General features: G+C 35.7%; 20 protein-coding genes. 9 read left to right on the plus strand and 11 right to left on the minus strand.

Annotated elements, in window-relative coordinates; all coding sequences use genetic code 11:
• Window positions 1–10: 10 nt before the first annotated feature.
• Entirely contained in the window at window positions 11–1,519 is a 1,509-nt protein-coding gene (gene rmuC, locus KKI44_RS16230) for a DNA recombination protein RmuC (RefSeq protein ID WP_410492750.1), read from the minus strand.
• A gap of 448 nt (window positions 1,520–1,967) precedes the next feature.
• Between rmuC and KKI44_RS16235 the strand changes: the two genes are divergently transcribed.
• Window positions 1,968–2,627 (plus strand): SGNH/GDSL hydrolase family protein, encoded by a 660-nt coding sequence (locus KKI44_RS16235; protein WP_214588320.1) that lies wholly within the window; start codon window positions 1,968–1,970, stop codon window positions 2,625–2,627.
• 44 nt (window positions 2,628–2,671) lie between these two features.
• Here the strand turns inward: KKI44_RS16235 and KKI44_RS16240 are convergent, their stop codons facing one another.
• A complete protein-coding gene (locus tag KKI44_RS16240) occupies window positions 2,672–3,427 on the minus strand; it encodes a DUF5995 family protein (RefSeq protein WP_214588321.1) in 756 nt (251 codons plus the stop codon).
• A gap of 128 nt (window positions 3,428–3,555) precedes the next feature.
• On the opposite strand from KKI44_RS16240, the gene KKI44_RS16245 reads away from it, so the two are divergent.
• On the plus strand, window positions 3,556–3,729 hold the full coding sequence (locus KKI44_RS16245; protein WP_214588322.1) for a bacteriocin-like protein: 174 nt from the start codon (window positions 3,556–3,558) through the stop codon (window positions 3,727–3,729).
• A 36-nt stretch (window positions 3,730–3,765) separates the two neighbouring features.
• On the opposite strand, the gene KKI44_RS16250 is transcribed toward KKI44_RS16245, so the two are convergent.
• The 4 genes from KKI44_RS16250 to KKI44_RS16265 form a co-directional block, all read right to left on the minus strand.
• Window positions 3,766–4,500, minus strand: a complete 735-nt coding sequence (locus KKI44_RS16250) for a hypothetical protein (RefSeq protein ID WP_214588323.1) — start codon at window positions 4,498–4,500, stop codon at window positions 3,766–3,768.
• Between the two features lie 12 nt (window positions 4,501–4,512).
• On the minus strand, window positions 4,513–4,779 hold the full coding sequence (locus KKI44_RS16255; protein ID WP_250902081.1) for a YciI family protein: 267 nt from the start codon (window positions 4,777–4,779) through the stop codon (window positions 4,513–4,515).
• Window positions 4,780–4,944: 165 nt separating this feature from the next.
• A complete protein-coding gene (gene pncB, locus KKI44_RS16260; protein ID WP_214588324.1) occupies window positions 4,945–6,123 on the minus strand; it encodes a nicotinate phosphoribosyltransferase in 1,179 nt (392 codons plus the stop codon).
• Window positions 6,124–6,215: 92 nt separating this feature from the next.
• Window positions 6,216–6,692, minus strand: coding sequence for a Dps family protein (locus KKI44_RS16265; protein ID WP_076391832.1), 477 nt, complete (start codon window positions 6,690–6,692; stop codon window positions 6,216–6,218).
• 439 nt (window positions 6,693–7,131) lie between these two features.
• On the opposite strand from KKI44_RS16265, the gene rpsL reads away from it, so the two are divergent.
• From rpsL to KKI44_RS16300, 7 genes are all read left to right on the plus strand, one after another.
• Window positions 7,132–7,545: a 30S ribosomal protein S12 gene (gene rpsL / locus KKI44_RS16270; RefSeq protein ID WP_027381287.1), complete on the plus strand. Its 414-nt coding sequence runs from the start codon at window positions 7,132–7,134 to the stop codon at window positions 7,543–7,545.
• 23 nt (window positions 7,546–7,568) lie between these two features.
• Window positions 7,569–8,045, plus strand: coding sequence for a 30S ribosomal protein S7 (gene rpsG / locus KKI44_RS16275; protein ID WP_214588325.1), 477 nt, complete (start codon window positions 7,569–7,571; stop codon window positions 8,043–8,045).
• Window positions 8,046–8,051: 6 nt separating this feature from the next.
• A complete protein-coding gene (fusA, locus tag KKI44_RS16280) occupies window positions 8,052–10,169 on the plus strand; it encodes an elongation factor G (RefSeq protein ID WP_214588326.1) in 2,118 nt (705 codons plus the stop codon).
• A 17-nt stretch (window positions 10,170–10,186) separates the two neighbouring features.
• Complete coding sequence (rpsJ, locus tag KKI44_RS16285) at window positions 10,187–10,492, plus strand: 30S ribosomal protein S10 (protein ID WP_002661363.1); 306 nt, start codon at window positions 10,187–10,189, stop codon at window positions 10,490–10,492.
• 123 nt (window positions 10,493–10,615) lie between these two features.
• Window positions 10,616–11,452: a GLPGLI family protein gene (locus KKI44_RS16290; RefSeq protein WP_214588327.1), complete on the plus strand. Its 837-nt coding sequence runs from the start codon at window positions 10,616–10,618 to the stop codon at window positions 11,450–11,452.
• Window positions 11,453–11,591: 139 nt separating this feature from the next.
• Complete coding sequence (locus KKI44_RS16295) at window positions 11,592–12,077, plus strand: low affinity iron permease family protein (RefSeq protein ID WP_214588328.1); 486 nt, start codon at window positions 11,592–11,594, stop codon at window positions 12,075–12,077.
• 163 nt (window positions 12,078–12,240) lie between these two features.
• Window positions 12,241–14,496, plus strand: a complete 2,256-nt coding sequence (locus KKI44_RS16300; RefSeq protein WP_214588329.1) for a zinc-dependent metalloprotease — start codon at window positions 12,241–12,243, stop codon at window positions 14,494–14,496.
• A gap of 78 nt (window positions 14,497–14,574) precedes the next feature.
• Here KKI44_RS16300 and KKI44_RS16305 read toward each other — a convergent pair whose 3' ends face one another.
• From KKI44_RS16305 to KKI44_RS16325, 5 genes are all read right to left on the minus strand, one after another.
• Window positions 14,575–17,280, minus strand: a complete 2,706-nt coding sequence (locus KKI44_RS16305) for a hypothetical protein (RefSeq protein WP_214588330.1) — start codon at window positions 17,278–17,280, stop codon at window positions 14,575–14,577.
• 140 nt (window positions 17,281–17,420) lie between these two features.
• Window positions 17,421–18,398, minus strand: coding sequence for a hypothetical protein (locus KKI44_RS16310; RefSeq protein ID WP_214591175.1), 978 nt, complete (start codon window positions 18,396–18,398; stop codon window positions 17,421–17,423).
• Window positions 18,398–18,811: a hypothetical protein gene (locus tag KKI44_RS16315; RefSeq protein WP_214588331.1), complete on the minus strand. Its 414-nt coding sequence runs from the start codon at window positions 18,809–18,811 to the stop codon at window positions 18,398–18,400. Before KKI44_RS16315 ends, KKI44_RS16310 begins: the two co-directional genes overlap by 1 nt.
• A gap of 350 nt (window positions 18,812–19,161) precedes the next feature.
• Window positions 19,162–19,962, minus strand: a complete 801-nt coding sequence (locus KKI44_RS16320) for a hypothetical protein (protein ID WP_214588332.1) — start codon at window positions 19,960–19,962, stop codon at window positions 19,162–19,164.
• A gap of 17 nt (window positions 19,963–19,979) precedes the next feature.
• Window positions 19,980–20,711 carry an MIP/aquaporin family protein gene (locus KKI44_RS16325; RefSeq protein WP_214588333.1) on the minus strand — a complete coding sequence of 244 codons (732 nt, stop codon included), beginning with the start codon at window positions 20,709–20,711 and terminating at the stop codon, window positions 19,980–19,982.

The raw sequence follows: 20,711 nt of genomic DNA on the forward strand, positions 1-20,711 counted from the left end.
GTTGTAAATTTTATTCTTCTAAATTTTCCAATGTAGTCTGAGAGTTTTCCACCAGACTCTGCGGAAGATCTTTCTTATTTTTTATCCCCAAAGATTTAAGCTTTTGGGTTTGGATCACCAAATTGTCATTTCCTGTTGAAAGCTGTTTGTAAGCATCATTATAAACATTTTTTGCCTGATCCAGATTTTTCCCCACTTTTTCCAGATTTTCAATAAAACCTACGAATTTATCATAAAGTTTTGCTCCTCTTTCCGCAATTTCCATGGAATTTCTGTTCTGGTATTCGCGTTTCCAAAGGTCGGCAATCAGTTTTAAAGAAGTAATCAGATTGCTTGGATTTAAAAGCAGAATTCTTCTTTCATAAGCAAAATTCCAAAGATTCTGGTCTGCCTGCATTGCTGCAATATAAGCCGGTTCGCTCGGAATAAACATCATCACAAAATCCAGAGATTTTCCATAATCATCATATGCTTTTTGACTAAGCTGCGTAATGTGATTTTTAATGGAAGATAAATGCTGATTAAGTTTCATTAAATAAACATCCTGATCGGTTTCGTCTACCAGTTCGGTAAAAGCTGTGAGCGAAACTTTAGAATCTATGATAACATTTCTTTCATCGGGATATTTTATAACCGCATCGGGACGCATTTTTTTACCGGAAAATTCTGAGAACAATGCTTTGTTGTCTTCATCACGAAGTTCATGTTCAAGAAAATATTCTCTTCCTTTTACAAGTCCGGATTTTTCCAAAATGCTTTCCAGAATCATTTCGCCCCAGTTTCCTTGTGTTTTGCTTTCGCCTTTCAGAGCTCTCGTCAGTTTTTTCGCATCTTCAGAAATCTGCTGATTCAGTTCTGCTAATTCCTTTACTTTTTCGGCAAGAGAAAAACGCTCTTTGTTTTCCTTTTCGTAGGCTTCGTTCACGCGGTTTTTCAATTCCGCGATTCTTTCCTGAAAAGGTTCAAGGATGGTTTTAAGGTTGTTTTGATTTAAGGTGGTGAATTTTTCCGTCTTTTCTTCAAGGATTTTATTGGCTAAATTTTCAAACTGCAATTTAGATTCTTCCTGAATTTTTGCGATTTCTTCTTTCTGTGTCTGCAAAGATTTCTGTAAGCTTTCGTTAATTGCTGAAAGCTCTGAGTTTTTTGCAAACAAAGTCTGTTTTTCTGTTAAAAGATTTTCGATCTGAAGATTCTGTTTAGCGCTAAATTCTTTCTGTTCGGAAAACTGAGTGTTTAAAGAAGCATGTTCCGCAGAAATTTTGGCAAATTCATTTTTCAGATCATTCAGAAGGTCGCTTTGCTGTGCATTGATTTCTTTTTCTCTGCTGATATTCTGTGTTAATTCCTGAATTTTCTGATTTGAATTTTCTAAATCGGAACTGTTTTTAATATGTAAGTTATTGAGTTCATCATAAGAATTCCTCGAAACGGTAGAAGATTTCTGGGCGAAATATAAAATAACCGCACCAAGAATTCCCCCGGCTATAAATCCTATAATTAAATATGTCATCTCCATTTTTCAAAATTACAAAAAGGAAAATTGATTTCTTTTATGGAAAACCGTAAGTTTTATATTAGAAATTATTTTTTTTAGCCGCAAAAGCTGCAAAAGATCATTATAATATTTATTGTCCGCTTATTAAACTAAAGCTTCAACAGGCTCAGCTTGACATTGTTAGAAATTAAGCGTTTAGTATTAGAGGTGTCACACTGAGCTTGTCGAAGTGTCTGTTATAAATAATTGATTTTCATATCAGTGCATAGTAATAGGTTGTTTAACGGGTATTCAATTATAATATGTTGATTACGATATTCAAAGCTATCGGTATAATAAAAAATTAAAAATCTTTTGTGACATTGTGGTTAAAAATTAATCAACTAAAAGTTTTGGTTTTTCGGGAAAGATATTTGCAGGATCAATTTGTTTTCCGTTATTTCATCTTTTCAAATCAAAAATAAGTTTCATGAAATTCTTAAGCATTGCAGCCATTATGTTTTCATCCATTTTTTCAGCGCAGGATTTTGCCAATTATGCTAAATATGAAAAGCAAAATCAGGAAGTTTTAGCCAAAAAGACAATTCCCAATACCATTTTTATGGGGGATTCTATTACAGAAGGGTGGTTTTCCACAGATCCTTCATTTTTTACAAAGAATAATTTTGTCGGAAGGGGGATTAGCGGACAGGTGACTTCGCAGATGCTCTTGAGATTCCGTGAAGATGTTATCAATCTAAAACCGAAACGCGTTATTATTCTTGCCGGAACGAATGATATTGCGGAAAATCAGGGACCGATTTCCCTGGATAAAGTTTTTGGAAATATTGTTTCGATGGTGGAACTTGCAAAAACAAATAATATAAAAGTGGTACTTTGTTCGGTACTTCCTGCTTATGATTTCGGCTGGAGAAAAGAGATGCATCCGGCGGAAAAAGTAATTGCCCTGAACAAAATGATTGAAGCGTATGCGAAAAAGAACAATATTCCGTACGTGGATTATCATTCGGAAATGAAAGATTCCCGAAACGGACTGGATAAGATCTACACCGAAGACGAAATTCATCCTACAGCAAAAGGCTACGAAAAGATGGAAGCTATTTTGATGAAAAAACTTGGTAATAACTAAGAGTCTTACTCTAATTGAATTAATTCTAAGGTTACATAAGAAACTTAAACGTTTCTGGTGGAAGCCAGAATTTCAATGTTTTTTACCACGTCATTGCTTTCGCATTTTTTCAATTCCTTTAATAAAGAAGGAGTCAGGATTTTAGGATTCAAAATTTGGGTGGCAACTTTTGCGGCGGCATAATCTACGATTCCGATAACGTTTTCTCTCAGAAAGTTGGGTGTATTCGATGCAATAACGGCGGTTGCCCATGAAGTATCTCTCGCTTTTGAAATGGCAAAGTCCAGAACAGCGTTGTCTTTTCCGTTGGAAAGTTTGTCAATTAATTCTACCGGATAACAAATCTTGTTTAAAGAATCCTGAACTTTTTGATTAATGGAGGCAATCACATTGTTGATGTTTTCGAAGTCTTTTTTCAGTGGGTTGATTTTTCGGTAAGGCATAATGGAAGCAGCGGAAATTCCTAAATCGAGATTGATGTGCGCATTCATGCCTAAGAAAATGTGCTGTAAAATGAGGAGATTTTTGTTTTTTGCCGCTTCAAAAGCGATAAACCAGGAGTTGGTGCATTTTTGTCCTTTCGAATAGGCTTCCCAAGCTTCAAGATAACGTGTGGCAAAAGCAATATCCAGTACGGTCATTCTCGGATTGTCTTCAAATTTTTTCTGCTGAATTCCTTTCAGAACCTGCGCCGTCATAATTCTGTATGTACAGGCAAAATATCCGACAGGACTTTGATTTTCTTTCGCCCAAATAATGATTTCATCTAATTTTTTCAGAACTTCTTCAATGGTTTTCATGATGTTTTGTTTTTTTATAAAGATAAGAAAACCTTGTGTAAAAATATTTTGTATATTTAAATCTCTATAAAAGGAATTATAGAGGTATCCGAAAATCTTAAGAGTAGGAGCAAATTAAACAAAATACTATGAAAAATTTAAAATCTTTAAACCGAAAAGAGCTGAAAACAATTTCAGGAGGGCTTTATGAAAACTGCCAAGTTCCTTTAGAATACGGAGTCTGTAATCCGGGATATACCTTCTGCAGTAATCCTTATTGTTGTGTACTTGCCCGTAAACCTTATATTTGCATTGATTATTAGAAAACCAGGCTGTCATAATTTTGACAGCCTGTTTTTTTATTTTTCGTAATACGTTATTTGAATTTTATTATCATGAAGTTTCATAATTCCTTTTTGGGGATGTTGGAAATATAATTCAAGATCATTCTCTGCTTTTTTAACAATAATGGGTTCTGAATAAAAAATCTTTTCAGGAAGTTCAGTTACTGTTTCAAACCGGTTATTTTTTAATTCTGAAATGGTTGTTTTTGTTCCGTCAATACCTGAAATTATTGAATACAGTTTTTTGTTATAAACGAAACTTGATATGATGAGAACTCTGGTTGTGTCAAGAATTTTTTTTGTTCCTAACGTTGATTCTGATTCATATTCCCGAGTTATAATATCGGGATGATAAACCGGAATCTTCTTGGTGATTTCCATTTTTTCAGGATCTGAAATTTCCAGAATTTCTGAAAATCCCTGCATATGTGCTAAAGAATTCGAAACGTAATATTTTCCGTTTATTTTATTTACAGAAACAGGGCAGGTTGCTGCGGCATAATGAATGACGTTGTTTTGTCTGTTTTTAAAATAAACAGTTCCTCCCCATTCACCGGAGCAGCTTTTCCGCACTTCGTATTTTTCATCTTTATAAAGTAATCCGGAAAAGTTGGTTTCCTCTTCTTTTAAATGCTTAAGTTCATCAATAATATTTTTTGAAACATGATTTATTTTTACTTCGAATACGGAAGATTTATTCTTGCAGCTGATTAATGATAGTAACAATAAAACGTAAGATAATTTTCTCATTGACCTTAGTAATTAAGGATTTTCTTTTGCAATTTCCTCATGGTGCTTCAGGTATAAAGGCAGAGCTGCGGATCCATACCATGGCAGGATTTCGTATCCGAAGACTCCTGCTTTTACGGCGGGATCTGTTTTTACCCATGATTCTGCTTCTTCTTGGGATTTTGTATTGAAGATGAACATCCCTTCAAAATTTTGTTTGTTATCTGAGGTAAATGGTCCTGCCACTACAACTTTTCCTTCTTTAGCAAGTTTTCCGATGTTGGCCAAATGTTCTTTCATTAATTCAGCCATTTTTTGTCTTGTCTTCAATTTTTGTAGTTCCTGTCGTTAGCATTACGATTACGTACGGCTTCATTCCGTATTTATCGGCTCCCAGTTCTGTAGCCAGTTCTTGATTAAAGAAATAGAGACAAACCTATCAGCAATGAAAATTTTCTCATCGTATTACTCTTTTATTCTTAAAAATTCTTTCGCCAATTCAATCATTTTAGGATCTCCGGTATATTTTCCGTGTTCGTCGGATAATTTTACGGTTGGGATCCATTCTTTATTCGGAGCCTGAACGCCGATAAGTTTCATGACGATATTCATCGGTTTTAAGCCGACATCGTTGGTAAGATTAGTTCCGATTCCGAAAGAAACTCCGATTTTTCCTTTGCAGTAATTGGTGATTTCTTCTACTTTTTCAAGATTTAAACCGTCTGAAAAAATAATATATTTGAATAGCGGATTAATGCCATGTCTTTCATAATGGGCAATGGTTTTATCTGCGAATTCCAGAGGATCGCCGCTATCGTGACGAACACCATCGAAGAGTTTTGCAAACTTTTTATCAAATTGCTGAAAGAAAACATCCGTTGTATAGGTATCTGAAAGGGCAACTCCCAAATCTCCGCGGTAAACATCTACCCAGTGTTCCAGAGCCAGTTCGTTTGCCATCTTGAAACCATATTCCGCTGCGTGGAACATAAACCATTCATGAGCATGGGTTCCGATAGGTTTTACATTGTATTTCATGGCGAAATGTACATTGGATGAACCAATAAATGTAGAATTTTTCTTCTGTGTTAAAGCCTCCATAACCAGATTCTGAACTTTATGAGAGTGTCTTCTTCGGGTTCCGAATTCTGCAAAATTAACGCCCAGTTTCGCCAGTGTTTCTGCTTTTTCCAAAGTTTTATTCATCACTACTTCATTGGAGTCTCTTCCCATGTGGTTCATTTCGTAGTGAAGTTCGCTGATGAGTGCGAGTAAAGGAACTTCCCAAAGAATTGTTCTGTACCAGAGCCCTTCAACCGTTACAGAAAGATCGCTTCCTTCCTGATGAATTTTAACTTCGGAAGGATCATAATGATAGCCTTCCAAAAAATCTAAGTAGGGAAGATCAATGTAAGGGCAGGTTCTTGCCATGAACTTTTTTTCGTCTTTCGTCAGCTTTAGTTCTGCCATTTTATCAACGGCTTCTCGTAAAGCTACATCGAAACCTTCAGGAAACTGATGTTTTCCGCGGTTGATGAATTCATATTTCACTACAGAGCTTGGGAATAATTTTACTACCGCATTCTGCATGGTTATTTTGTAAAAGTCGTTATCTAAAATAGAGTTTAATCGTACGTTGTGCATAATTGTGTAATTTATACGCAAATATAGTTATTAAAAATAAAATCACCTAAATGTAAGGTGATTTTTTTACTTTTTAAGGAAAATTTTTTTCTTTACTTCCCAAGATAAGAATTGTACATCCATACTTCTTTTTCCTGTTCTGTAATGTAGTCACTCATCTGAGAGTTTGTTCCTTCGTCTCCGGCTGCATCAGTAATATCTAAAAGTTCTCTCTGAAGATCAATAACTACTTTGAATGAATTTAAAATGTTTTCAACACTTTTCGTAGCATCGCTTACTTCCACGCTTTCTTTTATGGTTGATACTTTCAGGTAGTCTGAATAATTGTGAGCCGGTGTAGCACCCAGTGTTAAAATTCTTTCTGCAATTTCATCAATCTTTAAAACAAGACTGTTGTATAGTTCCTCAAATTTAGGGTGAAGTGTAAAAAACTGATCTCCTTTAATGTTCCAGTGAGAGCCTCTTGTATTCTGATAAAATACGGAATAGTTAGCTAAAAGAATATTTAATTTTTCTGAAATCTTTTTGCAGTCGGTTTCTTTAAGACCGATAATGTTGGCGTTTTTCATATCTATATTGTAGTTTATTTTTCTGAAACAAAATTAAGTAAATATTGTGCCGAAAATGCGGTTTCATGATTGATGATACTTATCTTTGATATTTTTAGAATGAATTTAAATGTGATAGTTTTTGCATTCCAATTTGTGGCACCAATTTAATAACCTTGTTCTATATACATATTATTATATAGTAAAGTCAAAAATTGTAGATAATGATGCTGGAGCCACTGCTTATTTTAACAATACCCATTTGTATTAATAAATAATCTGGAAGAACTTAAAAATAATATCAAAGATTTTCACTGGAATAGGAATGTTCGTGTTGCAATTGTTGATAAACCGTAACTATCTGTTAATTAAATTTTAAATAAAAATATTATTTCTATATAACTGCTTGTTAATTAAAAAAATATTACTATTTTTGCACCCTAAAATAAAAAGCAATTAAATGCCTACTATTCAACAATTAGTAAGAAAAGGAAGAGCCACGCTTGCCAAGAAGAGCAAATCGGCTGCCCTAGATTCTTGTCCACAAAGACGTGGTGTATGTACGAGAGTATATACTACTACACCTAAGAAACCTAACTCTGCACTAAGAAAAGTTGCAAGGGTAAGACTTTCTAACGGTAAAGAAGTGAATGCCTATATCCCGGGCGAAGGACACAATCTTCAGGAGCACTCGATAGTATTGGTTAGAGGCGGAAGGGTGAAAGACCTACCGGGAGTACGTTACCACATCGTAAGAGGTGCATTAGACACTGCAGGTGTAAATGGAAGAACGCAGAGAAGATCGAAGTACGGAGCTAAGAGACCTAAACCAGGTCAGGCACCAGCTGCACCAGCAAAAGGAAAGAAAAAATAATCATTAAATAAGGTACAGAAACAATGAGAAAGACGAAAGCGAAAAAAAGACCGTTGTTACCAGATCCAAAATTTAATGATCAGTTGGTAACGAGATTCGTAAACAATTTAATGCTTGACGGTAAGAAGTCAATCGCATTCAAAATTTTCTATGATGCGTTGGATATCGTAGAAACTAAAAAAGGAGATACTGAGAAAACAGCCCTTGAAATCTGGAAAGATGCATTAACAAACGTTATGCCTCACGTAGAAGTACGTTCCAGAAGAGTAGGTGGAGCTAACTTCCAGATTCCTATGCCAATCAGAGCAGATAGAAAAATTTCTATGGCAATGAAATGGTTAATTAGCTACTCTAAAAAGAGAAATGATAAGTCTATGGCTTTGAAATTGGCTAATGAGGTAGTAGCTGCTTCAAGAGAAGAAGGTGCTGCTTTCAAAAAGAAAACAGATACTCACAAAATGGCGGAAGCAAACAAAGCTTTCTCACACTTCAAATTCTAATCTGAAATGGGAAGAGATCTTAAATTTACAAGAAATATTGGTATTGCTGCTCACATTGATGCAGGTAAGACTACCACTACAGAAAGGATTTTATTCTATACAGGTGTAAACCACAAAATTGGAGAGGTTCACGATGGTGCTTCTACAATGGACTGGATGGAACAGGAAGCAGAAAGAGGTATTACTATTACTTCTGCTGCAACTACTTGTAACTGGAATTTCCCAACAGATCAGGGTAAGAAATTACCTGAAACAAAACCTTACCACTTCAACATTATCGATACACCGGGACACGTTGACTTCACCGTAGAAGTAAACAGATCTTTGAGAGTATTGGACGGTTTGGTATTCTTATTCTCTGCAGTAGACGGAGTAGAGCCTCAGTCTGAAACCAACTGGAGACTTGCTGACAACTACAAAGTTGCGAGAATGGGATTCGTAAACAAAATGGACAGACAGGGTGCTGACTTCTTGAACGTTGTAAAACAAGTAAAAGAAATGTTAGGATCTAATGCAGTTCCAATCGTTTTACCAATCGGTGCTGAAGAAGATTTCAAAGGAGTTGTAGACTTAATTAAAAACAGAGCGATCATCTGGGATGAAGCAGGACAGGGAGCAACTTATGAAGTAGTTCCAATTCCTGAAGACATGAAGGATGAAGTTCTTGAATATAGAGAGAAATTAGTAGAAGCTGTTGCTGATTATGATGAGACTTTGATGGAGAAATTCTTCGAAGATCCGGATTCAATTTCTGAAGAGGAAATCAACGAAGCTTTAAGAAAAGCTACTATCGATCTTTCTATCATCCCAATGACTTGTGGATCTTCTTTCAAAAACAAAGGAGTACAGTTCATGCTTGATGCTGTTTGTAAATATCTTCCTTCTCCACTAGATAAGGATAATATCAAAGGAACAGATCCAAGAACTGATGCTGATATCGAAAGAAAACCATCTGTTGAGGAGCCTTTCGCTGCATTAGCTTTCAAAATTGCTACTGACCCATTCGTAGGTAGATTAGCATTCTTCAGAGCTTATTCAGGAAGATTGGATGCTGGTTCTTATGTATTAAACACAAGATCTGGTAACAAAGAAAGAATCTCAAGAATCTATCAGATGCACGCAAACAAGCAAAATCCGGTTGAGTATATCGAGGCTGGAGATATTGGTGCAGCTGTAGGATTTAAAGATATTAAAACAGGAGATACATTATCTGATGAAAAGAACCCAATTGTTCTAGAATCAATGATCTTCCCAGATCCGGTAATCGGTATCGCTGTTGAGCCTAAAACGAAAGCTGACCAGGATAAAATGGGTAACGCTTTAGCTAAATTAGCTGAAGAAGATCCAACGTTCCAGGTTAAGACAGACGAGGCTTCAGGACAAACGATCATTTCTGGTATGGGTGAACTTCACTTGGATATCATCGTAGACCGTATGAGAAGAGAGTTCAAAGTAGAGGTTAACCAAGGTCAGCCGCAAGTAGAATACAAAGAAGCTCTTACACAAAAAGCTAACCACAGAGAAGTTTACAAAAAGCAGTCTGGAGGTAGAGGTAAGTTCGCAGATATCGTATTCGAAATCGGTCCTGCAGACGAAGGTAAAACAGGTCTTGAATTCATCAACGAAATTAAAGGAGGTAACATTCCTAAAGAATTTATTCCTTCAGTAGAAAAAGGATTCAGAGAAGCAATGAAGAACGGTCCTTTAGCTGGATTTGAGGTTGAATCTATGAAGATTACATTGAAAGATGGATCTTACCACCAGGTTGACTCGGATCAGTTATCTTTCGAATTGGCTGCGAAGTTAGGTTTCAAAGAATCTGGTAGAGCTGCTAAAGCGGTTATCATGGAACCAATCATGAAGCTTGAAGTAGTAACTCCTGAAGAGTACATGGGTGATATCGTAGGTGACCTTAACAGAAGAAGAGGTACTGTAAACGGTATGGACGACAGAAACAACGCTAAAGTTATCAAGGCTTTCGTTCCGCTTTCTGAAATGTTTGGTTATGTAACTTCTCTTAGAACGTTATCTTCAGGTAGAGCAACATCTTCTATGGAATTCGAGAAATACGAAGCTGCTCCTACAAACGTTGCTGAAGAAGTAATCGCTAAGGCTAAAGGTTAATATTAAATTAGATTAAAATGTCACAAAGAATCAGAATAAAACTTAAATCTTACGATTACAACTTGGTAGATAAATCTGCAGAGAAAATCGTAAAAACGGTAAAGGCTACTGGTGCTGTTGTAAACGGACCAATTCCATTGCCAACCAACAAGAGAATCTTCACAGTGTTGAGATCTCCACACGTAAACAAGAAAGCAAGAGAGCAGTTCCAGTTATCAGCTCACAAGAGATTGATGGATATCTACTCTTCTTCTTCTAAAACTGTGGATGCTCTAATGAAGTTAGAACTTCCTTCAGGTGTAGATGTTGAAATTAAAGTGTGATAATTGCATACTTTGCAATGATTATATAAAATCCGTTCCTTTTGAGGAGCGGATTTTTTTAGTTTTATCCTTTTTGTGAAGGAAAAGATCTTTGCTGTTATGTATATTTACGAAAATATTCTTATGAAAAAACTCTTACTTTTAACAGTCTTGCTTTACGTATCTTTATCAGCGCAGACTCATCGGTTTATTTATGATGTAGTTTATCGTCCTGATTCAACTTCTGCTGAAGTAAGGAAAGCCAACTATTATCTTGATATTAATCCGGATGAAACATTCTATTATGAAAGATCTTTTTTTGTCAGTGATTCTATAGAAAAAGTTTCCGGCTTAAGGACGTTTAACGGGAAGGTTACAGATTTGCTCAGTAAAAAGATTAAAACAAAACAATATGTTCTTTACAGTATTCAAAGCTACGATGTTTACAAATTAATAGATGAACCTAAAATAAATTGGAAAATTGAAAAGGAAACTAAAGTTTCATCTTCCATTCAAGCTCAGAAAGCTACGGCAATATTTGGGGGCAGAAACTGGATCGCATGGTTTGCAAAAGACTTTCCTTTTCAGGAAGGACCATATAAATTTCACGGTTTACCGGGAATGATTATTGAAATTTATGATGATAAAGAAAATTATCATTTCTCTCTGAACAGATCAGAAAACTTAACCGAAACACAGTTGATAAGCTTCTATAAAAATGCAAAATCAAGAGGAATAGAAATTCCATATTCTAAATACAAATCCATGTTGCTAAGTTATTATCTTGATCCAATAAAATTTATCAATAACGGTGACGTGAAAATTGACGAAAATAACAAATTAGGACTGGATGATGGCAGAATCATTTACAAACCGGAAGAACTTCGGCAATATACTTTTGATGAACAGCATAGAATTAAAAAATATAATAATCCAATTGAAGTGGATAAAGCAGTGAAGTACCCTGAAGTAAAAAAATAATATTGAAATATAAATAACATCAGGAATATCATCAGGAATATCATTTGGATAATTAATCTAGCGGATATAAAAATTACAATTTTACATTGGCTTTTCGGCGGAGTTTTTGATGCTTATTAACTTACTAATACAAAGAAAAATGGCAAGATCAGGCAAAAGTTTTTTCGAAAAATTCTCAGATTGGGCAACAAAATTTACAGGGAGTTCTTACGCTTTCATCGGGGCGACCTTAATCGTGATTATATGGGCCGTTTTGGGACCTGTTTTTAACTATTCCGAAACATGGCAGCTCGTTATAAATACAGGGACAACCATTATCACTTTTCTCATGGTATTTTTAATTCAGAAAGCACAGAATAAAGATTCCAAAGCCATTCAGATCAAATTAAATGAATTGATCGCGGCTAACGAAAAAGCCAGCAACAGAATTGTAGATATTGAAGATTTAACGGAAAAAGAGCTCGATCAGCTTCATTATTATTATGAAAAGTTAGCGGATTTTGCAGAAGAGGATGATGATATCCATTCTTCACATTCGATTGATGCTGCTAAAATAAATCAGGATCGTAAGCATAATGCTTTCAGAAAAAAACATGAAGAATGGTTGCAGAAACAGAAACCATGACAAAAATAGAATGAGTTTATTTTTATGTTAAATTAATAAAATGAATAATACTTTATATTTTTAATAGTTCAAGGATATTTTATAGTTAAAATTTAAAATAATTTACAGCTATAGATGTAAATATGGTAATAAATCCTAAATTTGCCTTTCTAAAATTATTTTAATGAAAACAAAATTACCTTTTCTGCTGTTAGTTGCTGCAGGTACAATGGCGAATGCGCAGTGGAATAGAACGGCTCCTACAAAAGCTGTTACAAAGAAAGACGATCATTCGGCTTATTACAGTTTAGATATTAATATGATTAGAACCCAGCTTTTGAGAGCCCAGGAAGTTGGCGGTTCAAAAATTATCATTAGCCTTCCTACACTGGAAGGAAAGATTGAAAAATTTGCAGTTAACAGTTTTCCGGTAATTGATCATGAAATTGCCAATCAGTATAATCTGGGATCGTATGTTGGAACCGGAGTTGATGATCCCAGCAAATATGTTAGATTCAGTGTTGCTCCAAACGATTTTCAATCCATGATTATTAGTGGAGGCAAATATGAATTTATAGAACCTGCATCTGCGGACAAAACCATTTATTCTATCCATGGAAAAACTGCTAAAAATGGTCACGCATTTGTCTGTAATACCAAAGAAGACAAACAGTCCGTTGCCAGAATGCAGGATTTAATGGCAAAAGGAGAAACAGCGAAATCAAATAATCAGAAATATCATACTTTAAGATTGGCAATGTCTGTTACCGGAGAGTATACAGCCTATTTTGGCGGAGCAGCCAATGCGCTCACACAGATAAATGCCACCTTAACAAGAGTAAACGGCGTTTTTGAGCAGGAATTTAACCTGCATTTGAATATGGTAAATGCTCCCAATCTTATTTTCACTAATGCAGCAACAGATCCGTACAGTGATGCTGATTACATGTGTAAATGGAATTATGAATTAATGAATGTTCTTCACGGAGGGACTTACGGTGTAACAGACTCGACGTTTGATATCGGGCATCTATTTGGTGCCACAGGAGGTGGAGGAAATGCTGGATGTATTGGCTGTATTGGAAGTAACGATGTAACTTTTACGACAATATCGGCTTCAAGCACTGATGCTTGCACAACTTCAGCTGGAGTAGCATATGGATATAATTCTCCAAGTAACTACAAAGGAAGTGGTATAACATCTCCTGCAAATGCAGTTCCTATGGGTGATAGTTTTGATATTGACTATGTTGCTCATGAGATAGGCCATCAGTTAGGCGATAATCATACATACAGTTATAACGAAGGAACAGGAGTTTGTGTGGAGCCAGGATCAGGATCAACAATCATGGGATATGCAGGAATTACCGGTACAAACACAGATGTTCAGCAACACTCTGATCCTTATTTCCACAGCGTAAGTATTGATCAGGTACAGACCAATCTCTCAACAGTAACCGTAGATGTGGAAACTCCAATAACAAATAATCCACCAGTAGTTACGGCAATGACGACTACCTATACAATTCCTAAATCTACAGCATTTGTTTTAACAGCATCTGCAACCGATCCGGATGGAGATGCATTAACATATAACTGGGAGCAGGTAAATTCCAGTTCATTAGCTAATGGCATTGGTAAAGCATCCGGAACTGGTGATGGAGCCTCTGCTATTGGGAATACCTCTTCGGGGGCAAGCTTTAGATCTTGGCCGGCTAGCTCGAGTCCCACAAGATATTTCCCGAGATTATCAACTGTTTTGGGAGGAGCTGTAAAAAATACTACCGACTTTGAAGCGGCATCAACTGTTGCAAGAACCACAAATTTCAGAGTAACTGTAAGGGATAATAAAGTTGGCGGACAGGCGCAGACAGCATATGCTACACAAACAATTGTTGTTGGTTCTGCTGCTGCATTTACTGTAAACTCAGCTACTTTAACACCAAATGCAAATTCAACAATTACCTGGGTAGTTTCCGGAACTACTGCTTCGCCTTATAATGTGGCAAATGTTAAAATAGATTACACATACGATAATGGAACAACATGGACTGTTTTGGCAGCATCTGTTCCAAATTCAGGTTCGGCAAGTGTATTTGTTCCTGCTTCATTGGCCGGAAAAAGCGGACATATAAGAGTTTCTGCGATCGGAAATGTATTTTATGCTGTAAAACAAAACAATGTTGGAACATTATCAACAGCTGAAGTTGGGAATGTAAAAACAGTACAGATTTATCCAAATCCCGTAGATGATATATTGAACGTTAAAAATATTTCATCCAAATCAACTTACGAAATTTACAGCGCTCCTGGTCAGTTAATCGGTAAAGGAATTGTAGGTGATGGTAAAATTGTTGTGAGAGATTTGGTAAAAGGAGTTTATTTTATCAGCATAGATGAAAACGGAACTGCTCTTAAAACCAAATTTGTTAAAAAGTAAGTAAAAATTAAAAGTCATACAATAATAAACCTCTGAGCGATCAGAGGTTTATTTATTAAATGGAGGGAATTTCAATTTCTACTTCATAAAATACCCGAAATAAGAACAGCTTCCCATCAGATTTTTTGCAGTCTCCGTATCGGCATACTGCGTTTTCAGCATGGCAAAATACGTTCTGTATTTTTGATTTTTAATCTGATCTAACTGCTTTTGGAAAGCATCTGTTTTCTCGCTCCATTTTGGATCCGAGTAATCTACATTCGAAGGATTTTTAGTTTCATACTGATAATATTTCCCCTGTTCCGCACTTGCCATCTGAAACAGAATTCTTGCTTTCTGTTCTTTATCCGTTGATGTATTCAAGGCTTTTTTATAATAATTAATTGCCAGATCAAAATTATCAGGTTCAATAAAAGTAGTATTTGTGAAGTTCTTGTAGTAGTACTGATAAGGCGTTTCACTGTCGGTATTCCAGAAATTATATTTTCCGCCATTCGTATTGTCAACATCCATCACAAATAACTGTCTGTAATATCCCAAAGAAGAAGTATTGTAAAGAAGATTTCCAATGAGCTGATTGGCTTTTGTTGATTTTTCGTCCTCACCGCTTCCTATTTTTTTAAGCTGAATTAAAGCATCTGCCAATTCAAGTTTATTCATCATAGGTTTAATGAAAGAAAACTGAGAAAAATCTTCCTTCACCATGCTTTCTTCAGGCGCACTCTGATAACTTTCCCAAACATTATGTCCGAAAACAAGATCCGAAATACTTCTGAAACCATTGTATTCAGCAGTTCCGTATTGATGAGGCGTTTTTTTCTGAGAATTCCCGTCCCAGTCATAATTGATTCTCGGAATTCCTGTGAAATTCTGTGCTTTTGCATAGTATGATTTAGCTTTCTCAAAATCTGCCTGTCTCATGGCTCTGTCACCATAAATCACTGCAAAAAAGGCATCGATATTTCCTACATCATCAATATTTTTAGCAATAATCTGTTCTTCGAATTTCGTTTTGTTCGGCTTTCTGTAAAAATCTTCCACACTTTTTACCAGACTGGAGTTGGGGTTGTACTGAAGATCAGAAAGCGTATTGCTCATAAGGAAAGATTTTCCGTCTTCACCCTGCAGGAAATAACGGTTGGCAAGAACATCTTTCAGGAAATCTTTTGTAGAAGGAACCTCACCGTAATAATCGTACTCTGTTTCTGTGCTGTCTTTTTTAGGTTCCGGTTTATCCACAAAATATTCGGCATAATCTTTCATTAAATGATCTTCGTAAGCTGCATCAATTTTAGGCTGGGACACAATGTCATTCAGAACTTTCATTCTTTTAATCTGTTCCTGATATTCGGGATTGCTGGTTTGAATATGGGATAAAATCTCTGTACTGGCTTTATAATCTTTTTTAAGGAACTTCAGATAAGCATCTGCAATTTGCCAGTATTCGTCTTTAGATTTTTCTTTCGTTTTGCTTGTGAATTTTTCAAGATCATCTAAGAAATCTTTCGTCTGATCGTCATAGTAATAATTATTCTTGTTGAAAACCGGAATTCTGTTCGGGTTGTCCAGCAATTCATCATCGCTTTGATCTGCTTTCATTTCAGTACTCGTTTTATCTTTAACGCCGAATAACTTCTTAAAAAAGCGCACAATTTTCTGCCAGAACGATATTTTTTCCTCTTTAGGAGCTTCCGCAGCTTCAGTTTTAGGCTGATCCGTTGTAGTGTTTGCAGAGACTTTTACCGCAGTTTTTTCATTATTGTTGGTGTAATAATAAATCGGAAGATAGTTTCTTTCCAGTTCATTGATGCTCCTCACCGCCATCACTTTCAGAATTTCAGAATCAGGATCTATTTCAAACATTTTCTCCATAATCGGAATCGGATTGTTGAAATCTTCATAGCCTAAAAGAAAATAAGCCATGTTTTTTTCTTCATTCGTTCCCGCTCTTTTCATAATATTATTAAAAGAAGCAGTGTCCGAAAGTTTCATAGACACGAAGGCAGACTCTTTACGGCTTTTACCGTTCATAAAGACCTGAAAGAAATTCCAGTTGGCATCACTTTTCAGATCCAGTCCGCGTTGTGCACCCGCCAATTGATCGAGAGCCATAAAATAGGTTGCTCCTCTTAATTTTATGGGTTCAACATAATTCTTGAAAGCTTCAATCGCTGCTTCGTAATTTCTTGTATAATGGTTGAAACGCACCAATTGATATCCGTAACGCTGCTTAATTTCAGGATTTTTTGCCGCATTGTAAAGAGAGGTTAATGCCGTGATGGTTTTATTGTAATCAAGATTTGTTGCATTTTGTGAACCTTCGCTTTCACGGTAATAAAAAGAATCAGGACTTTCAACATAGTTGATTTTCATGTACGGTTCAAGATATTTTGCCTCAATCAGATAATCAATCGCTTCCTTATATTTAGAATAGAAACCAGATCCGAGTTTTGTAAGAAGCTGATTGTTCGTGCTGCCATTTTTAAGAGCATTCAGATCACTGATGTTCATTTTATTCACCAGATAATCTGTCTCCGCGAAAGTCAGTTGATTATTAAAGAATTTTTTCCAGGCATCCACATTTTCATTAGGAATCTGGGATTGTTTAAAATCAGTATAAAATCTTGTTGAATAGCTGTGAAGAAAAGGCAGGTACGATTTATCCTTGATGATACTCTGCGTAAACAGATTGAAGTATTCATAATCCGGATCAGACCATGCGCACGCTTCAGTTTTACTGTAAAAAAGCGATAGAACCGCGAGCGAAAGAAAGTACTTTTTCATTTTGTTAATGGTGTTTTTTTAAGTTTATAATTTTAATGAATGTATGTTTATTTTAAAAAATCTTACGCTGATCCGTTTAAGAAATGTGTAAGAACTATCTTTTTAAGCATAATGCAATTTACGCAGAATTTTGATTGAGTTTACAAGCTAAAGTTCTGACCTGTAACAAATTTACTGTCTAGCTGATAATAAATAATAGTGAAGTTGCTTATTTTTTTCTCCAGAAAACGGATAACTTCCTGAAGCTGCTCATCAGAAATCTCTTCAATTTTAATTCTGAAACCTTTGTTTAGATAACTTCCGAAATAAAATCCGTCCTTTTGTATTTCAATTTCCGTATCGGATGTTCGCTTGAAATCGGGGTTTTTAAGATCCTTTTCAGACAAAGCATTAATCAGTTTATGTTTTCCCAAATGGTTGGTTACAATTCCCCATGAGTAAATCGGCAGGGCAACCTCGATCTTTTTAACAGGATAATTTTCCAGTTTGGAAAGATAATTTTTCAGAGTATTAACATCAAGAATAGAATTTTTATCAGAATTTTCCAGCGGTGAAGAAGTGGAGTAGCACATCAGAAATACCTGCTCAACCGGTGGCACTCCCATGATATTTTTATCTTTTACCTGATGAAGACGAAGTGTGCAGGTTACCGTTTTTTTTGAAACATCCTTTAATTTTTTCAGAAATTTAAAATAGTCATCACGGGTTCCTGCAGTCCAGTCGCAGTCAATTTGTATTTGATTGCCGGTCTTCAACTGATATTCTGAACTCTTTTTTGTAATTAAATCATTAATGCTTGCTGCAAGAAACTGTATTTCCTCATTGGTAATGTTGAGAAACGCACGGTTTGTAATAAAAACCGTCGGAACAATATTTTTATCATTGCTGAAACTCTGATCCTTAGTAATAACTCCGACAGGCTGAAACTTACCCTCCAATTTATCAACATCAAAAAATCGGGTGTATAAATAAGGATCAGTTGCTTTATGTAAAACATCTTTCTCTGTTTTGTCTAAAGCCAAACGGGTTTTCCAGTAATAAAAAGTGTACGGATGAGACTGTTTTTTACCACAGGAAACAGCAAGGAATAAAATTAACAGAAGTGGTGTAACTTTCATCATTGGTATAATATTCCTGAGCATTCGCAATTTGTTTTTTCCATTTCAGAAACGGGACAGCAGTCGTCAGACTTTTTTACTTTTCCGTTTTCATCGGTCAGATAAATTTTTTCTTTATCAAATTTTACGTAAAATGTTTCATTATAGGTTTTGAAATAAACTTTCATCACTTTCGGATCATATTTTCCGGCATTGATTTCTTCCTGAGTTTCTGTTCCGTCTGCTTGATTGATCTGCACAAAACCGAAATAGACATCCCCGTTATCTTTGATATTAATATAATAACTAGGTGTTCCGGAATCGTTGGCTCCATCTTCTATATTGAAATCTCTTTTCCCGAAAAACGGAACTTTCGACTGCGCCAATGAAAGTAAGGAGGAGAGAAAGAGGAATAGAAATAAAAGTTTTTTCACGAGTAAATTTTTCTCAAAATTAAAAATATCCTATCAAAAATTACACCGTAAAATCACGGTGATTACTTTTATGACAAGATTTTGTAAAGTTTAATTTTATTCTTTGTTTTACGTTTTATAAGCGGAAATGCCATTGTCTATCTTTAAAATACTATATATTTAAAAATAATCTTTGTTTAACTTAGCGATGAAACTAAACGCAAAGAAAGACAAAGAAAATTCAAATTATTAACACCGTAGATTTAGATAAACAAAGGTGTTTCACTTATTTTCGAAAAACAAAGTTTTTTAATAAAAACAAAAAACCACCTCAAAAAAAGATGGTGTGTACATTACTAACAATTAATTTTTTAAAATACTGTTGCAGCAAGCTGAATTCTTGCGAACTTATTCGAAGGATTCCACATTGCCATCATGGAAACAGGCAGGGTATAATGATCGGTAATTTTTACGGTCTTACTAGCCTTCACGCCTACATTTACAATATCAAAACTGTTTTTTCCATTTCCGTAAAGAAATCTTTTGTCATTTATGGCAAATCCGGCTCCTACAAATGCGTCCAGATTTACTTTTTTATCTTTAATAACAGGATAACTCGCCTGAATATATGTTGAATATTTATTCTTTTTATATGTTCCGTCATATTCCAGAACCACTTCTCCTGCATTGGCTCCTCCATACAGCATAATATCTGTTTCAATATTTAAAGGAAAAGAAGCTCCAAATGTATAATTGGTTCTTAAATCGATAATATGTGCTGTTCTCCTGTTGGAATAATTAAAAATATCATCTGAAGCCACCGTGGTGTTTATATTTCTTGAATTAAATAGATCCCACAATCCAATATAAAATCTTCCGTTGGAAAACTGTACATAATAATTGATTTCTTTATAATGTGTATTATCTTTATCGTCCGCTAAAGCAGATGCGCCCCAAATTCCGACCTTCCATTTTTTATCTTTATCCAGAGCATAAGAAATATTTCCCATCACAACTGGCTTATCGGTAATTATTAAACCTCTCCAAAGATGGTTATTCTGAATGTTTGTGGTAAAATCCAGTCTGCTTTCTTCTGCCGTTTCTGTGTTTTCCTGGGCAAAAAGAGTCCCTGTGCCTGATAAAATCAGGCATAAATAGATTAGTTTTTTCATAAAGTAAAGTAGTGTTGTTAGCTCAGTATTCCGTGAAGTAACGCAGCAAGTCCTGCTCCGATGATTGGTCCTGCAATGGGAATCCATGCGTAACCCCAATCGCTGCTTCCTTTTACCGGAAGAAGTGCATGCATAATTCTTGGTCCGAGGTCTCTTGCCGGATTAATAGCGTAGCCTGTGGTTCCTCCTAAAGAAAGACCGATTGCCCAGACCAATAAAGTTACCGGTAAAGCTCCCACACTTCCTAATCCTATTTTTGCGGTCGGATCATTATTTAAAGTCATACTTGGATCTGCGAAATGAAAAATCACGAATACCAGAACGAAAGTTCCGATAATTTCGCTGATTAAATTGGAAACAGGTTTTCTGATCGCGGGCCCTGTACTGAAACACGCAAGTTTTGCCCCTTCGTCTTCCGTAATAGCAAAATGATCTTTGTTGAAAATCCAGACCAGAGATGCACCTAACATTGCCCCGATCATTTCTCCGGCAATATATGTCGGAACAAGATCCCATGAAAATTTTCCTGCGAAAGCCAATCCTAAGGTCACTGCGGGATTCAGATGTGCGCCGCTTATGGGACCTGCAACGGTTACTCCCACAAAAACTGCAAGTGCCCAGGCGGTGGTAATTACAATCCAGCCGGAATTGTTTCCTTTTGTTCCTTTCAAAACAACATTGGCTACTACGCCGTTTCCTAAAAGGATCATCAGCATTGTGCCGATTATTTCTGCTGTAAATGGAGTCAT

The sequence above is a fragment of the Chryseobacterium sp. ZHDP1 genome (genome assembly GCF_018603435.1).
Lineage (GTDB): Bacteria > Bacteroidota > Bacteroidia > Flavobacteriales > Weeksellaceae > Chryseobacterium > Chryseobacterium indicum.

Excerpts from the sequence above, each read along its gene's own strand:
- KKI44_RS16240 (WP_214588321.1), bottom strand. The coding sequence starts at position 3,427 with ATGAAAACCATTGAAGAAGTTCTGAAAAAATTAGATGAAATCATTATT.
- fusA (WP_214588326.1), top strand. The coding sequence starts at position 8,052 with ATGGGAAGAGATCTTAAATTTACAAGAAATATTGGTATTGCTGCTCAC.
- KKI44_RS16255 (WP_250902081.1), bottom strand. The coding sequence starts at position 4,779 with ATGAAAGAACATTTGGCCAACATCGGAAAACTTGCTAAAGAAGGAAAA.
- KKI44_RS16305 (WP_214588330.1), bottom strand. The coding sequence starts at position 17,280 with ATGAAAAAGTACTTTCTTTCGCTCGCGGTTCTATCGCTTTTTTACAGT.
- KKI44_RS16320 (WP_214588332.1), bottom strand. The coding sequence starts at position 19,962 with ATGAAAAAACTAATCTATTTATGCCTGATTTTATCAGGCACAGGGACT.
- rpsG (WP_214588325.1), top strand. The coding sequence starts at position 7,569 with ATGAGAAAGACGAAAGCGAAAAAAAGACCGTTGTTACCAGATCCAAAA.
- KKI44_RS16310 (WP_214591175.1), bottom strand. The coding sequence starts at position 18,398 with ATGAAAGTTACACCACTTCTGTTAATTTTATTCCTTGCTGTTTCCTGT.
- KKI44_RS16235 (WP_214588320.1), top strand. The coding sequence starts at position 1,968 with ATGAAATTCTTAAGCATTGCAGCCATTATGTTTTCATCCATTTTTTCA.
- KKI44_RS16295 (WP_214588328.1), top strand. The coding sequence starts at position 11,592 with ATGGCAAGATCAGGCAAAAGTTTTTTCGAAAAATTCTCAGATTGGGCA.
- pncB (WP_214588324.1), bottom strand. The coding sequence starts at position 6,123 with ATGCACAACGTACGATTAAACTCTATTTTAGATAACGACTTTTACAAA.
- KKI44_RS16290 (WP_214588327.1), top strand. The coding sequence starts at position 10,616 with ATGAAAAAACTCTTACTTTTAACAGTCTTGCTTTACGTATCTTTATCA.
- rpsL (WP_027381287.1), top strand. The coding sequence starts at position 7,132 with ATGCCTACTATTCAACAATTAGTAAGAAAAGGAAGAGCCACGCTTGCC.
- KKI44_RS16300 (WP_214588329.1), top strand. The coding sequence starts at position 12,241 with ATGAAAACAAAATTACCTTTTCTGCTGTTAGTTGCTGCAGGTACAATG.
- KKI44_RS16245 (WP_214588322.1), top strand. The coding sequence starts at position 3,556 with ATGAAAAATTTAAAATCTTTAAACCGAAAAGAGCTGAAAACAATTTCA.
- KKI44_RS16265 (WP_076391832.1), bottom strand. The coding sequence starts at position 6,692 with ATGAAAAACGCCAACATTATCGGTCTTAAAGAAACCGACTGCAAAAAG.
- rmuC (WP_410492750.1), bottom strand. The coding sequence starts at position 1,519 with ATGGAGATGACATATTTAATTATAGGATTTATAGCCGGGGGAATTCTT.
- KKI44_RS16325 (WP_214588333.1), bottom strand. The coding sequence starts at position 20,711 with ATGACTCCATTTACAGCAGAAATAATCGGCACAATGCTGATGATCCTT.
- rpsJ (WP_002661363.1), top strand. The coding sequence starts at position 10,187 with ATGTCACAAAGAATCAGAATAAAACTTAAATCTTACGATTACAACTTG.
- KKI44_RS16250 (WP_214588323.1), bottom strand. The coding sequence starts at position 4,500 with ATGAGAAAATTATCTTACGTTTTATTGTTACTATCATTAATCAGCTGC.